This is a genomic window from Chryseobacterium sp. POE27, from assembly GCF_039727685.1.
GTDB lineage: Bacteria > Bacteroidota > Bacteroidia > Flavobacteriales > Weeksellaceae > Chryseobacterium.
Genome location: NZ_CP152475.1, coordinates 1,997,325 through 2,011,209 on the forward strand (window position 1 = coordinate 1,997,325; position 13,885 = coordinate 2,011,209).

Consider the following 13,885-nt stretch of genomic DNA (forward strand, 5'->3'; position numbering starts at 1 on the left):
ATTGTTAAATTTTAGAGAGAGAATATTTTCTGAATCACTTCTCCATTCTACAATTTACAGTCCTCACGGGAGATAAAATTGAATTTATATGTAACAAAAAAAGCCGGGAAAACCCGGCCAAATACTATTAAAAAAATATTTTTTTATTTAAAATCGGCATCAGAAACACCCGAATTAATAGTGATTTTTGTTGTTTTGATAACAACTTTCTGACCGTTTCCTTCCGCCTCAATTTCTTGTGGGAATTTAATTCCGTCTGCTGTCATATAACTTTTTACAGTTGCTACTCCTTCAGCTGCAGAAGATTTGTACAACAATCCTGTAGAAGCATCGAAGTAGAATTTTCCTTTGTCCGAAGTTAAAACATTATAGTCTTTCCCATCAACTTTTTCAACGGTAACTGCTGTGAAAGTTGCAGGGTCATACCCTAAGGCATCAATTACTTTGCTCTTTTTTAATTCCGCAATTTTATCGGCAGGAATGTCCATTTTCTGGCCTCCCTGTTCAAAATAACCTTTTTCACCATCGAAGAACTGAACCATTTTCTGGCCCATTACAGATTGTTCAGATTTGAATTTGCTTCCCATTTTCTTTGTAGTCATGGAAATATCCATTCCCTGAACGGTAAGTGTATTTTCAATAAGTGTAGTTTTTACGCTTTCCAGTTTATCTTTTCCTCCAAGAGCTTTCAGATAATTATCGATAACTTCTTTCGGCGTTAATTTCGATTTTACAGCCTCCGTCTTTGCGGGAGCAGTAGAAGCAGATTGCGCAGCCACCGGAGCAGCATAAAGTACAGCGCATAAAAACGGAATGATGATCTTTTTCATATACTAAATTTAGACCGTAAATATATGAATATTGAATGATAAATTTTATGAATCCATCAAATAAAAAAACCACCAAAATGGTGGTTTCAAAATATTTATGATGATATAAATTATTTTTTAAGCTCTTCTAAAAACTCATCGTGAGAAATTGCAGTTTCCTTTTTTGTCGCTTTTTCAAGAATAACATCTTTCAGTTTAGTCATAGCAACTTCTGAAGAGATCTGTCTTACCTGCTCCTGATCTTTCAACATTTCAACAGCATATTTCTGGATTTCCTCATCACCTAAGTGGTGAATTCCATAGATTGCCAATTGGTTTCTTACCAACTGCTCAGCCTGTGCCAAAACATCTGTGTAATCCAATTGAATTTCGTTATCAGTCATCAGTTTACCTTCGATGATCTGATATTTCAATTGGTTTTTCTCAGATTCAAGGATTTCTTTCGCCTGCTCTTCAGACTGGATATTCTGGTTAGAGAATAATAACCATTTAACCAAGAAAGATTCAGGAAGCTTTACTTCTTCTTTTTCAGAAACCTGCTCCAATACTTTATTTACAAAGTGAACATCTGCATTTTGCTGAAAATATTCATCCAGTTCAGCTTTCACTTTTTCTTTTAATTCTTCTTCAGACTTAATATTTCCTTCTCCGTAAACTTTATCAAAAAGTTCCTGGTTAAGCTCTGCAAGATTCAAAGAATAGAAATCTTTTACTTTTACCTCAACTTCATTGTGGTGTAAATGCTCAACTTCTTCTTTAGAGAATCCTAATTCTTTAGCCAATTCTTCGTCACCGGCAAGAGTTTCTTTAGAAACTTTTACAGATCCGTCCATCTTTAAACCTTTTACCAATTTGAAAGCTTCTTTGTTTTCAGCAGTAACGGTAACGTTTTTAGGATGGTGGTGATGTTCTCCTTCCGCATCTTCTTCCACAACCTGAGAAATTTCCAGGGCAATGTAAGAATCTTTAGTGATTTTATCTTGAGGAACCTGCTCAGCGAAACGCTTCTGCATGTTTTCAATACTCTTGTTAATTTCTTTTTCAGAAGCTTCAACTTTGTAGTGAGGCGCTTCATATTTAGCCAAATCTATAGTAAAATCAGGCTCGAATCCTACTTCAAAAGCAACTTCCAACTGATCAGCATTGTAATCTAATTCGTTTACAGGCTGAGGAACTGGCTGACCAACTAATCTTAATTTGTTTTCGTTGACGTAGTTATTTAAAGCATCAGAAACCTGCTTATTGATTTCTTCGAATGCAATACCAGCTTCGTATTGTTTTCTAACCATACTTAAAGGCACTTTTCCTTTTCTGAAACCAGGAACTTGCGCATTTTTAGCATAATTAATCAATTGCTTCTCAACTTTTTCTTTATAGTCAGATTTTTCCAATGTCACTGTAAGCAATGCACTTACATCATCATGGTTTTGTGCGGTAACCTTCATTATTGATTAAAATTTTAGGTTGCAAAAATAGGAAAATTTTATGAAAATCTATACATTAAGGTCAACTTAAAAAGCCAAATAATGTTAAATAAAAAAACCACTGAAAAAAATCAGTGGTTTTCGTTAACAAGATTAATGATATATTAATTGATAATATTATAATTTGCCTGAGCATCGGTTTCGCCTCCGGTATGAGACCCGTACACCACACCGTTACCGCTTACTGAAGAAGCTTCGGAAACCGTTACCGGCTCATGGAACAAAGTAAGGACCAGCTGAGCAGGTGCAGATGAATTTTTAACCGCTGTATTTACAACCCACTGAGTTTTCAGTCCTACATGCTTTCCGTCTGATCTTGTGGAAGATGCATCATCTGTACGCGTAAGCGTGATGTCAGAATTAGGAAAGTTGTACACTAAAAAATGCTCGTCTTTTGCATCTCTGATCTCTTGTGTAGCATCTTCATCTCCGTTCTTGAAAATTACTTCTACATTGTAAGTATGCCCGTTGGTAAGCTTTACATTAGGATTTGTCGTACTGTTTACCTGATAATCGTAAACGGTTGAATTTCCTGTAGAGGCATCTGTTACTTTTAGCAGAACGTCAGACAATTCTTCTTGTGGAAGGTCATCTGCCTCATCGTCACTTCTGTTACAAGAAGTTAAGCTTAAAGAAGCTGATAAAAATAATAGTCCTGCGATAAGTGTTGTATTTTTAAAAATATTTTTCATTTTTTTTGATTTAAGTAATTAAAATTGATATTTAAGAGTTAAGATAAAGTTTCTTCCCATGTCATTGGCGAAGAAACGAAGCCTGTTCAGATAATCTCTGTACGACTTATTAAAGAGGTTACGGACTGAAAAATCAACTCCGAAATTTTTCGACAGTCCCACTCCGGTTTGAAAGTTCCAGAGTGAATATCCGTTCGGAGGTGTAGAAATATCTACCTCCTGATTGTATGCATTCCCATTTGAATCAAATAATCTGATCGGAATATTATAAATCGGGAATCTCGTTTGCTTCAGGTAAGTGTTATTGCTTACATTGAAGTAAAAGTTTTTCCATTCTTTTTTACTGAATTCCAATGAATTATTAAAATTCGGAGGCATCATCATGATTAAAGGTACATCATGAGTCATATCCTGCCCATAAACGTACGCCGCGCTTCCTTTGTAGGCAAGATTATCGGTAATTTTAAGCTGAACATCAAGATCTACGCCATACATTTTTGCATCAATCTGCTCATATTTGTACACGACAAATGCACCGCCCCACTGCGTATTTTGATATCCTGAAGGAACTTCATTAATAAAATTTTTGGTGTAAAAGAAATATGGATTCAAAGAAACATTCAACCCTTTTAAAACATTGGCTCTGAAATCTGCCACTACATTAAACTGATTTCCTGTTTCACTTTTAATCCTCATATCTCCTCTTTCAATAATTGCTGCCGAATGATGCAGTCCGTCTGAAAACAGCTCAGCAACATTCGGAGATCTTGAAACTCTCGCATAGTTGAATTTCAGATCAAAATTCTGGAAAGGACGATAAACAATTCCCGCGTTGGCCGATATATTATGATAACTTAATGACGGTTTTGTAAGAATTCTGTTTTGGTTCACTCTCACTTCAAAATCTGAATAATCTGAGGCATAAAGCTTGTTCCAGTCGCTCAGATCGTACCATTTTGTCACTTCATAATGATCAAAATCGTATCTTCCGCCAACTTCCATGTCCAGATCAGGAGTAATTTTATATTTAAAAACGGAATAAATTCCGCCATAATATCTGTCATAGTTCGGAACAAGACGTCTTGCTTCCGTCTGTGTATTGGAATAATTGTTCTGATAGCCCGCATTAATTCCGGATTCAAGATTCCATTTTCCTCTTTCGATGATGTGGTCAATATTCAGATCATTGGTTATAAGCTCAAGATCCAATGCAGGCTTCTTACTGAGCTCTTCTCCACGACGGATATCATACTCCTTTCTATGGTTGTACTGAAAGCTGTAAGTGGCCGTAATTTTTCCAAAGTTTTCAAATCTCTGATAAGCAGAAATTTTAGCGATATGATGCTCAATATCCTGTCTCGGATTATCGATATTATAGCTGAAATCCCTCTGGTATATCGGCTCCGGAGAAGTAAGGGCAAGATACAGGTCTTCTGAGTTTCCTACGTGAGAACTTCTGAGAATTCCTATTGAGCTTTTCGTAAGATAATAATCAAAAGAAAAACCTCTGTTAAAAGTCATCTTCTGCACCCCGAAATTAAACCCTGAACTCTGAAGTCCTGCATTCATTAACCCATATGACGGCGCATCAAGATCTCCAAGCTTCTTAAAGCTTCCATTGGTTTTAACAGCCCAGCCATCTTCCCAGGTCTTGGCCAGTTTTACATTAAGACCTGCGCCTCGTCCATTAGAAATCCCTGAAAGTGAAACCGCGCCCATGATCGTATCTTTTTTTAGGCAAAACCTGCGGCTGAAGAACGACCACACCACCCACGGCACCACTTCCGTATTTCAGGGCAGAAGCTCCTTTTACCACGTCAATATGTTCAAAATTATTGACATCAACGTTAGGTGCGTGTTCTACACCCCATTCCTGCTCTGCCAGCTTTACACCATCATTAAGAATAACAACCCGGCTACCATAAAGACCATGGATAATAGGTTTTGCGATATTATTCCCGGTTTTCAGAGTATTGACACCGGAAATATTGGTCAGCAGATTGCCAAGATTTTCGGTAATATTTCGTGAAATAGTCGATTTGTCAATCGTTTTCACAACCATACTCCCGTTATTCTTATGGCTTCCGTGAACGGTCACCGTTTCGATATCCTGGATATGGTGTTCGAGCGTTATGGCCAAATGCAAATCCTTTGTAACTCCTACATTTTCAGTATAATCATTACAATCAGGATGTTTAGCAATGAGTATATAATTTCCCGCAGGAATTTTGCTGAAAGAAAACTTACCGTTTTTATCTGTTTTTGCCGAAAAGTCTCCGATCTTCACTTCTGCATTTTCCAGCATGGTTTTGTCGTGAAAATCCCTGACAGTTCCTTCAACAGTGTAAGTCTGCTGTGCGTTTGTCAATGCAAATCCGCAAAGGATAAGCATAAAACTATAGATCAATTTCATTGTTAAATAGATTGATTGCATACCTTTTCAGGTACATTTTTCATAAAAAAATAATTGTTGGAAATTGGATAAAGTATAATGTATTGATAAACAGCCAAGGTAAGTAACCCTGAACTCAAACATTGCACTTTAAACCAATAAGAAATCTATGAATTATGAAATGGCAGGCGGCCCCCGAAGCTGAAAGGTAAATTTTGTCTGAGACCAGATTTTCTCCTGAATACCGATGATCTGCTTTACTTCATGCGTATAGCTTTCAAAAGCAAAGCTGAATTCTTCAGGAACTAAAGTATTTCCTGTAGCCATAAAATGACAAGCCAGACAGTCGGCTGCTTTTTCTTTGGCTAGGTTTTTTGTAATGGTATTTTCTGATTTTTTAAAACTGAAACTTTTAAAAACATCTTCAGAACTGTGGCTATGGAAATTCTGGGAAAACAACGCAAGAAAGTATATTCCAAACAATAATTTGGAAATAAAACTTTTCAGATTTCTGCTTTCTTTAAAGACCATTCGTCAAAATTATAAAAATAAATTAAAAACTGACATTAAAGTTTTCTTAAAATACTTTGATATATGTAGAGAATATCAGAGCGTTGTTACAAGCTTAATCCAACTGAGAACCTAAATATTCCCATTCCTGCAAAGCAAGCTCCAGCTCTTCTTTAGTTTTACTATACTTTTCCAATGTTTCTTCAGAAGGATTATCTTTAGTAAAAGAAACTTCAAATTCCTCAATTTTTGTTTCCAGCTCGGTAATTTGCTCTTCTACTTTTTTCAATTTATTCTGAATATTCTTCTGTTCTTTGCTTACGATTACATTTGATTGGTTGTTGGAGACAGACTTTTCTTCAGTCTTTTTTTCTTCCATTTTCGGAACTTCGTTGTGAAGTTTTGCTTTTTCTGCAGAAATTTCACGAATAGTTTCTTTTTGTCTGTATTCCAGATATTCGTTGATATCACCAAGGAATTCTTTCATGTGACCATCGCGGAATTCATAAATCTTATCGCAAAGACCCTGCAAAAACTCCCTGTCGTGGGAAATTACGATCAATGTTCCTTCAAATTTCTGCAGCGCCAGCTTGATGATCTCTTTAGATTGAATATCAAGGTGATTGGTAGGTTCGTCCATGATTAAAGTATTGAACGGACGTAGCAATAGTTTACATAAAGCTAAACGGTTTCTTTCTCCTCCGGAAAGCACTTTTGTTTTCTTCGTCACCGCTTCTCCCTGAAACAGGAAAGACCCTAACAAATCTCTCACTCTCGGCCTTGTTTCTTCGGTTGCAGCGTCTTCCGCTTCTTCTAAAACCGTTTTGTTCGGTGTTAAAACTTCCTCCTGATTCTGGGCAAAATAACCAATATTTACGTTATGTCCAAGATTCCATGAACCTGAATAATCTTTGATATCACCGGCAAGAATTTTGGCCAAAGTCGTTTTCCCCTGTCCGTTTTGTCCCAAAAGCGCGATTCTGTCACCTCGCTGAACAATAAAATCAACATCATCAAAAATCTGCTTCTGCCCGTAAGCTTTTCCTAACTTTTCAGCTTCGAAAATAACTTTCCCGGGAACAACAGACTGCACGAAACGGATATTGAATTTAGAAACATCTTCATTATCAACCTCGATACGCTCGATTTTATCTAATTTTTTAATAAGAGACTGTGCAAAAGATGCTTTGGTAGCACTGGCACGAAACTTATTGATATTGTCTTCCATCTGCTTGATTTCCGCATCCTGATTCTTTTTGGCCTGAATCAGCTTCTCGCGGCGGTCTTCGCGCATGATGAGATATTTGGTATAGTTGGCTTTATAATCGTCAACTTTTTTATTGTTGATATCGAAAGTACGATTGCACACGGCTGTCATAAACTGTTTATCGTGACTTACCAGAACAATCGCTCCCGGATAATCTTTCAGGAAATTCTCCAGCCAGATGATCGATTCCATATCAAGGTGGTTGGTAGGCTCATCGAGAAGCATGATGTCATTTTTCTGAAGAAGCAGCTTTGCCAGCTCAATTCTCATTCTCCAGCCTCCGGAAAACTCATCGGTAATCTTTTGGAAATCATCTGCTTTAAAACCTAAACCAAACAATACTTTTTCCATGTCGCCTTCGAGATTGTAAGCGTCGTGGTTCATCAAAAGGTCATTCAGTTCGGTCATTTTATTGATCAGATCCGTATAAGAATCGCTTTCATAATCGGTTCTTGTCGCCATCTGATGATTCACTTCCTCCAATTCATTTTTCCATGCATTGATCTGCTCAAAAGCCTGCATCGTTTCATCCCAAACCGTTCTGCCTTTCACAAAATCAAGATCCTGTTTTAGAAAGCCGATCGTGATGTTTCCTTCCGGAACAACGTTGCCTTCATAGAAATTGATTTCTCCTGAAAGCATTTTCAGCAATGTGGATTTTCCTGCCCCATTTTTACCGACCAGACCGATCTTATCATCTTTTTTAATTGTAAAACTTACGTTTTGAAAAAGATAATTTCCCGAGTGATGTAATCCTAAACTTTGAACCGAAAGCATGTTAAATATGATTAATAGTGAATAATGAATTTTCGCGTGCAAAAATACGGAAAATAAAAGAACTGACTATAAGAAAAAGAACTTCTTATAAATGTGATTCTTAAAAAAGGTTTTGTTAAGAAAAATTCAATAAAAAAGAGCTGTCTTACCAGGACAGCTCCACACCTAAATTTAAAACTGAAAAAGTACTAACATTTATTGTATAAATTTTCCTTAATCAATATCGTACGATTCCAATGATCATTATTTGGAATATTTGTTCCGTATGCGTAATCCACGATAGAATCTTCTATGTGATGTATTTCCGACTGTAGTTTTGACGAATTGGCAGTGAGCTGATCTTCGGAATTCCCGGGCACGTTCAGTCCGTTATTGATGAATTCCGTTTGCCCGCCATCTTCAGAGTTTTTCAGAATCGCAGGAATATACAATCCGAAATTTGCTGAAATATGTGTATAATCCGCCAGTTTTTGGTAATCATACAGCGGTTTTATTCCTGAAGAAAGGTTTTCGGTATAATTTTCAACAGCTTTTGAAAGTTGAATTAAATAAGAATGTTTTTCAGCATCAATCAAAAAATCGGATTCCTGAAAATCTGTCCTGAAAATCTGCCGCTGTGTATTGGATTCCTTTAGCATAAGTTTCCCATAAACTTTGGAAAGTTCATTGTACACAAGATTTCTTACAATACAGGCTTGTGAAAAAAAATCACCATGATCTACAAAATAATCATTAAGTAAATAATTCCATATTTCATGACCTTGGGCATCTGTCGCTGTAGTTCTTACATTATCTAGATACGCTTCAAGCTCGCTTTCAATCAGAAAATTCGGAGAAACGTAAACCGACTGAGAACCTTCAAGGTATCCGCCTCCAATATCGGCATGGGCGCCGGGAACAAAAATCTCCTTCCATATAGAATTGTCAGTTTTAAATTCTGAGTCCTGCATGCATCTGGAATCATCAAAAATACCTGTTAACGGAAAGAAGTACCTGCACTCGTTTACGGCACAGATATGCAGTGCTTTTTCAGTTGCTGGAAGTACCGTGACGTTGTAATCGTTGAAAGGCGAAGATTCTACAGTATCGAAAACTCCGAGAAATTTCACTGTACTATTTTCCTGAAATAAAGTATCTGGTTTTAGCAATTCATAGCAAAAATTTCTGGCAAGCATGGAACCTCTGCTGAATCCGTAAATGTAAAATTCATACTGATTTGTCGTGTCATACATTATATCCTGAATAAAAGAGAATGCTTTCTGAAGCTTGTCGTCAGAAGAATATCCCTGAGATCCCGCCGGATTCATACAGGTAGCCATGGCAAAATCGCTGTCTTCTTTGTTAGTAACAGTTCCAATACCCTCTATATAAAGTTTTTCCTCACCATTAAACAATTGAAACAATTTATAAATATTGGTAATATTTCCATAATAGCTTTCATTGTTTTTCGGAGGTTTTTCAGTAGAAATCGCGTTCATTCCATTATTTCCGGTTCCGTCGAAAAAAATCCCGACAGAAATTATCTTGCTTTCCATGTCACCTTGTGGTTTTATCTCGTGTTCATTCTCATAATGAAGCACTTATTTTAAGAACTTTTCAAAGTAACGATGAAAACAAACGGGATTATAGAGTAAAAAGTACCAAATAAAAAATTCCGTATTTCTACGGAATCATATTCTTTCTAAAGGATGAATATTATTGATAATGGCATAGATAACAATTCCTACAGTATTCTTGGCGCCAATTTTCTCGACGATTCTCTGCCGGTGACTTTCTACCGTTCTCGGGCTGATGAACAGTTTTTCGGCAATTTCATTGTTGGTGCATTCCTGGCAAATGAGCCTGACGACATCTTTTTCCCGGTCGGAAAGCTCATCATCCATCTCAAAGAGTGTTTTTTTCTTGGTAGGACTGTTCATGTAAGAAAAAATCATCTGGTGATCTTCCGGCGTGAAGAATATTCCGTTTTTATAAACCATGGTAATGGCTTCTATAAAAGCGTTGCGGTTGGAATTTTTAGGAAGAAATGCAGAAACACCCAGTTTTACCATATATCCTAAAATCGTTGTTTTATAGTGGGAAGAAAGGATAATAATCTTAAGATTGGGATATTTTTCCTTGAGGATCTCAACCAGTTCAAAACCGTTCATGGGCTGCATCTGAACATCTACCAAAGCAATGTCCGGAAAGTTTTCTTCCAAAGTATTTTCTAACGTTTCGAGAAAACCAGGTCCGTTATTGGATGTAGAGACTACCGAAATATTCTGTTCGGAAGACAGTAGCATTTTTACCCCTTCAAGGATGAGCTGTTCATCATCAATTAGTGCTATTTTGATTTGCGAATTCATGGTTATTAGGGATTTTAATGATTAGCCGGCTTCCTTTACCCAAAACATTTTTCCATTTATGGATTGCGTTCATGGATTTTATGCGGGATTCTATATTCTTGATGCCCATTCCTTTTTTCACTTCGTCATATTCAAAGCTTTCTCCGTTGTCTGAAATCACAACGGCCAGATTGTTTTGATTATCTTTAATATAAATCCATACTCTTGATGCTTCCGAGTGTTTGAGAACATTGGTCGTAAATTCCTGAATAATTCTGTACAGCTGAACTTCTGTAAAAATATCTTTTTTCTGAAATTTCGGACTGACATTCAAAGAAATATTTACTCTCCCGGATAAGTTGGCAATCAATTCTTCAATATATAAAACAAGTCCCACAGTCTCCAGATTTACCGGATACAATGAATGAGAAATGCTTCGTGCAGAATCAATAAGGGCAGACATCTGGGTGGTAATATTTTTCTTAATAAGCTCATCACCTTTTGTATCGAGGTTATTCAGCCATAATGATAAAATATTAAGCCGGTTTCCGATATCATCATGAATCATCACGGCAATTCTTTTCCTTTCGGATTCCTGGGCTTTTATATTTTCCAGCACCAGGTTTTTCTGATGCAGTACTTCCGCTTCATGCTGTGTATTTTTTTCTTTAATAATCCTTTGTATAAAGCTCCTGTACGCAAGCAAAATGAAGGTCATGATAATTACCAGAACGACAATTAACATGATAAAAAAGTTGATATTGAGCGTTATTTCTTTAATTTTAAAAAAAGTATATATGATGGATAAATACAAAACACTGCTGAGAATATTATTGATACTCCAGATCATGGTAGCTTCTTCGGTTCCAAGATCAGAAAGCTGTCTGAGAAGAAAAAACAAAAAGACCGACAGCGCATAATACAGAAATATAAAACTGTCTGCCAGCATAAAGCGGTCATTGATTTTGATGCTTTTAATTTCCGTCAGCAAGGCATATCCTGCAAAACAAATCACCACAATATTGGAGATTACTTTTTTTCACATCATTCGTTATATCAGAATCTATAAAAAAGAAAGCGGCAAGGATGGCAACCGGAATATACCAGTAAACCGACATATTAAGTTTCCTTATATACAAAATCCCCAGCAGCAAGAGCTCACCGGCAACATAAAAAGGAAAAACGAAATTAACATCTTTAATTCCGAAAATATAAAAACAGAGTTTAACAACAGCTTCAATTAAAAAAAGAAAAATGATATAATAGACATACCATTTTTCTGAATTTTTAAAAAATTTGTACCTGATAAGTCCTATAAGAGCACAAATGACAAGTAAACTATTATTAAGATAAAGTATTACTTTGTAAGTATCCACAATATATTTTAAATATTTTTAATTAAGGGGGGCACATAGGAGGGCATGGCTGAGACCAGTCGTACGTATTGGAAATGGTCTGGATGCTTCCTGAGTTCTGAAGATCTTCATAAAAAGAGATAAAAATAAGTGTTGGCAAAAGTCTCTGGTAAACATCAGAAAACTTAAGACCGAATGAACATACGACATGAGTAAATCCGCTTTTCGTAGGAGTAATGTCTTCCGTTGGCACAAAAAATCTTTTGAAAATTCTGCTGCCCTTGAACTCGGTACATTCTCTGTAGAACCAGGTCATTGCTTCATCTCTCCAGGATTCTATAGCAGAAACCGCTTTATCCTGATCCAGCATCGGTTTACTGGATACCGGAAGATAGGCATTTTCGCTGTTATCAACTATCTGCAGATCCGATGAAAGAACAGCATTTTTTACAACAATGTATTCTTGTGTTTCCATCAGCCTAAGATCTCTATCCAATTTCTGTAGAGGACTGTAAGGAAATTTGTCTACAACAAGTTTCTTTCCCGCTCCGTCTAATGGGCAAAGGATTGCGACAAGCTGCCCCTGATAAACTCCGATTTCCGTACAAAATTCATTATACTTATTCAGGTTTCTCATCCAGTCCATCTGTTCAGCCTCAAAAGTGAAAACATAATTGGTAGGGATAAGTTTTGTAATTGCGTAAAAATCTGAACAACAATTTGTCCATCCTGTAACGGCTGCATCAAATTGATCTCTGGTGAATGCATTCATATTCATGGTATTTTTAAAGTGCCATAAAATTAAAGAAACTAAATTATCTGTGCAACTATATCACATATAATTGAAAATAATTTAATAATTCCTAACCGTAATATGAAAGCAACTTTGCTGTCTTTCTTTGATATAATAAATCCTTCCCGCATCGTAATAATACTTTAAAACCCTCTCCAAAGCGATCTCCAGCTTAGAATTATATCTCAAAACCCCATTAAAGCGTACATAAGAAATATCGAAAGAATTGCCGTAATTGTGCGAGCTGATGCCCAAAGATGCATTAGTATTAATTTTTCTTAATCTGCACTGATCCTCAAGCGTCCTGGTGATCGAAGATACCGTGAAAGTACTTCCCTTCGTCTCTTTGCTGAAGCGCGTTGCTATCTTTTGCAGCATGAGTTTCCATTTAGATACCATCCATGCCCTGCTGTAATCAAGCTTTTGGACACGATATCCCCTTCCTGATTTACTGATTTTGTGAAACTTACCGTTATTGATATATTTCTGCATCGTTTTAGAATCTTTCAGAAGTTTAATTCCGAAATTCTTGGAAGCGTCGAGGTGAGGCTTGTACAGCATTGTGGGTTCTACTTTCAAGACCTCTGTAAGATCATAGCATGGCAATGTTTTTTTTGCCACCTGGGGAAAATAAGCTCCACACATCATGGAAAAAAGAACCAGACACAAAATCTTTTTCATTAAAACCGTTTTAGATTTCCAACCTAAAAATAATGAAAATATTTTATACGATTTAATCGTAAGAACAATTTATAGTAGAATTTTAAATAAAAATATCATGTAAAAATTACTTTAATAAAAAGGAGTGTCATTTCAGTTTCCTAATATCAAAAGGATTTTTAAAGATCAGTTCTTCATGTTTCCCTTTGATTTCCATTTTTCTCTGGAGTAAATTAAGGGCCATTTTCCGGATGAACAGATCCTTGTCATTCAGCTTCCAGTAAGGATCTTCATGTACTTTTTGCGGCTTCCTGATGATATAAAACTCCGTATCCCAGGAATCAACATTGTGGTAAAATTCGATGATTCCACAGTGTGCGGGAATTAAATCATGCTCTACCATTCCCATCGGAAGCAGAAAGCTGAATGCATTGCAGACATAATCGCCGCATGATATCTTGTCGTGCTTCAGGAATTTCTCGCCCGTATTGGAATTGGTATAAGACTTTTTAAAATCATTTTTAAAATCACTTTTCGAAAGCTTAATTTCTATTTCGTGACTGAAACCTTCCGCATCCACAATCAGAATATCCGCTTCCCAATCTGCCTGAAAATGGTTGGTCAATACAATTTCCTTCTCAAAATCACATTGAGAATAAATAAACGCATGAACCAATTCTTCGATTTTTAACACTTTTTTTTAATTCAACAGGACTTTATCCTATTCTTATTTAGGTCGCCCCTTCGGAACTCCGATTATTTTTTAGTTTTAATTCAAAAATCCCAGACTCTCCCACT

13 protein-coding genes are annotated in these 13,885 nt (G+C 36.4%); all 13 read right to left on the reverse strand.

What is annotated here, in order from left to right; genetic code table 11:
• Window positions 1–143 precede the first annotated feature (143 nt).
• The 13 genes from AAHI02_RS09435 to AAHI02_RS09495 all read right to left on the reverse strand — a co-directional run bounded on the left by AAHI02_RS09435 (window position 144) and on the right by AAHI02_RS09495 (window position 13,781).
• Window positions 144–830, reverse strand: a complete 687-nt coding sequence (locus tag AAHI02_RS09435; protein WP_346986423.1) for a hypothetical protein — start codon at window positions 828–830, stop codon at window positions 144–146.
• A 110-nt stretch (window positions 831–940) separates the two neighbouring features.
• Window positions 941–2,275, reverse strand: a complete 1,335-nt coding sequence (locus AAHI02_RS09440; protein WP_346986424.1) for a trigger factor — start codon at window positions 2,273–2,275, stop codon at window positions 941–943.
• Window positions 2,276–2,418: 143 nt separating this feature from the next.
• Entirely contained in the window at window positions 2,419–3,006 is a 588-nt protein-coding gene (locus AAHI02_RS09445) for a hypothetical protein (RefSeq protein WP_346986425.1), read from the reverse strand.
• A gap of 18 nt (window positions 3,007–3,024) precedes the next feature.
• Window positions 3,025–4,725 carry a TonB-dependent receptor gene (locus AAHI02_RS09450; RefSeq protein ID WP_346986426.1) on the reverse strand — a complete coding sequence of 567 codons (1,701 nt, stop codon included), beginning with the start codon at window positions 4,723–4,725 and terminating at the stop codon, window positions 3,025–3,027.
• On the reverse strand, window positions 4,694–5,419 hold the full coding sequence (locus tag AAHI02_RS09455) for a TonB-dependent receptor plug domain-containing protein (protein WP_346986427.1): 726 nt from the start codon (window positions 5,417–5,419) through the stop codon (window positions 4,694–4,696). Before AAHI02_RS09455 ends, AAHI02_RS09450 begins: the two co-directional genes overlap by 32 nt.
• Before the next feature lie 153 nt (window positions 5,420–5,572).
• Window positions 5,573–5,929 (reverse strand): hypothetical protein, encoded by a 357-nt coding sequence (locus tag AAHI02_RS09460; protein WP_346986428.1) that lies wholly within the window; start codon window positions 5,927–5,929, stop codon window positions 5,573–5,575.
• Between the two features lie 94 nt (window positions 5,930–6,023).
• Complete coding sequence (locus AAHI02_RS09465) at window positions 6,024–7,952, reverse strand: ABC-F family ATP-binding cassette domain-containing protein (RefSeq protein WP_346986429.1); 1,929 nt, start codon at window positions 7,950–7,952, stop codon at window positions 6,024–6,026.
• Between the two features lie 188 nt (window positions 7,953–8,140).
• Window positions 8,141–9,487, reverse strand: coding sequence for a DUF2235 domain-containing protein (locus AAHI02_RS09470; RefSeq protein WP_346986430.1), 1,347 nt, complete (start codon window positions 9,485–9,487; stop codon window positions 8,141–8,143).
• Window positions 9,488–9,622: 135 nt separating this feature from the next.
• Entirely contained in the window at window positions 9,623–10,300 is a 678-nt protein-coding gene (locus AAHI02_RS09475) for a response regulator transcription factor (RefSeq protein ID WP_346986431.1), read from the reverse strand.
• Window positions 10,269–11,297 carry an ATP-binding protein gene (locus AAHI02_RS09480; protein ID WP_346986432.1) on the reverse strand — a complete coding sequence of 343 codons (1,029 nt, stop codon included), beginning with the start codon at window positions 11,295–11,297 and terminating at the stop codon, window positions 10,269–10,271. Before AAHI02_RS09480 ends, AAHI02_RS09475 begins: the two co-directional genes overlap by 32 nt.
• A 380-nt stretch (window positions 11,298–11,677) precedes the next feature.
• The gene (locus AAHI02_RS09485) at window positions 11,678–12,406 is read right to left on the reverse strand and encodes a hypothetical protein (RefSeq protein WP_346986433.1); all 729 of its coding nucleotides are present in this window, start codon (window positions 12,404–12,406) and stop codon (window positions 11,678–11,680) included.
• 81 nt (window positions 12,407–12,487) lie between these two features.
• Window positions 12,488–13,108 (reverse strand): DUF5715 family protein, encoded by a 621-nt coding sequence (locus AAHI02_RS09490; RefSeq protein ID WP_346986434.1) that lies wholly within the window; start codon window positions 13,106–13,108, stop codon window positions 12,488–12,490.
• A gap of 127 nt (window positions 13,109–13,235) precedes the next feature.
• A complete protein-coding gene (locus tag AAHI02_RS09495; protein ID WP_346986435.1) occupies window positions 13,236–13,781 on the reverse strand; it encodes a hypothetical protein in 546 nt (181 codons plus the stop codon).
• Window positions 13,782–13,885 lie beyond the last annotated feature (104 nt).

Excerpts from the sequence above, each read along its gene's own strand:
- AAHI02_RS09490 (WP_346986434.1), bottom strand. The coding sequence starts at position 13,108 with ATGAAAAAGATTTTGTGTCTGGTTCTTTTTTCCATGATGTGTGGAGCT.
- AAHI02_RS09445 (WP_346986425.1), bottom strand. The coding sequence starts at position 3,006 with ATGAAAAATATTTTTAAAAATACAACACTTATCGCAGGACTATTATTT.
- AAHI02_RS09465 (WP_346986429.1), bottom strand. The coding sequence starts at position 7,952 with ATGCTTTCGGTTCAAAGTTTAGGATTACATCACTCGGGAAATTATCTT.
- AAHI02_RS09475 (WP_346986431.1), bottom strand. The coding sequence starts at position 10,300 with ATGAATTCGCAAATCAAAATAGCACTAATTGATGATGAACAGCTCATC.
- AAHI02_RS09470 (WP_346986430.1), bottom strand. The coding sequence starts at position 9,487 with ATGGAAAGCAAGATAATTTCTGTCGGGATTTTTTTCGACGGAACCGGA.
- AAHI02_RS09485 (WP_346986433.1), bottom strand. The coding sequence starts at position 12,406 with ATGAATGCATTCACCAGAGATCAATTTGATGCAGCCGTTACAGGATGG.
- AAHI02_RS09455 (WP_346986427.1), bottom strand. The coding sequence starts at position 5,419 with ATGAAATTGATCTATAGTTTTATGCTTATCCTTTGCGGATTTGCATTG.
- AAHI02_RS09460 (WP_346986428.1), bottom strand. The coding sequence starts at position 5,929 with ATGGTCTTTAAAGAAAGCAGAAATCTGAAAAGTTTTATTTCCAAATTA.
- AAHI02_RS09440 (WP_346986424.1), bottom strand. The coding sequence starts at position 2,275 with ATGAAGGTTACCGCACAAAACCATGATGATGTAAGTGCATTGCTTACA.
- AAHI02_RS09450 (WP_346986426.1), bottom strand. The coding sequence starts at position 4,725 with ATGGGCGCGGTTTCACTTTCAGGGATTTCTAATGGACGAGGCGCAGGT.
- AAHI02_RS09435 (WP_346986423.1), bottom strand. The coding sequence starts at position 830 with ATGAAAAAGATCATCATTCCGTTTTTATGCGCTGTACTTTATGCTGCT.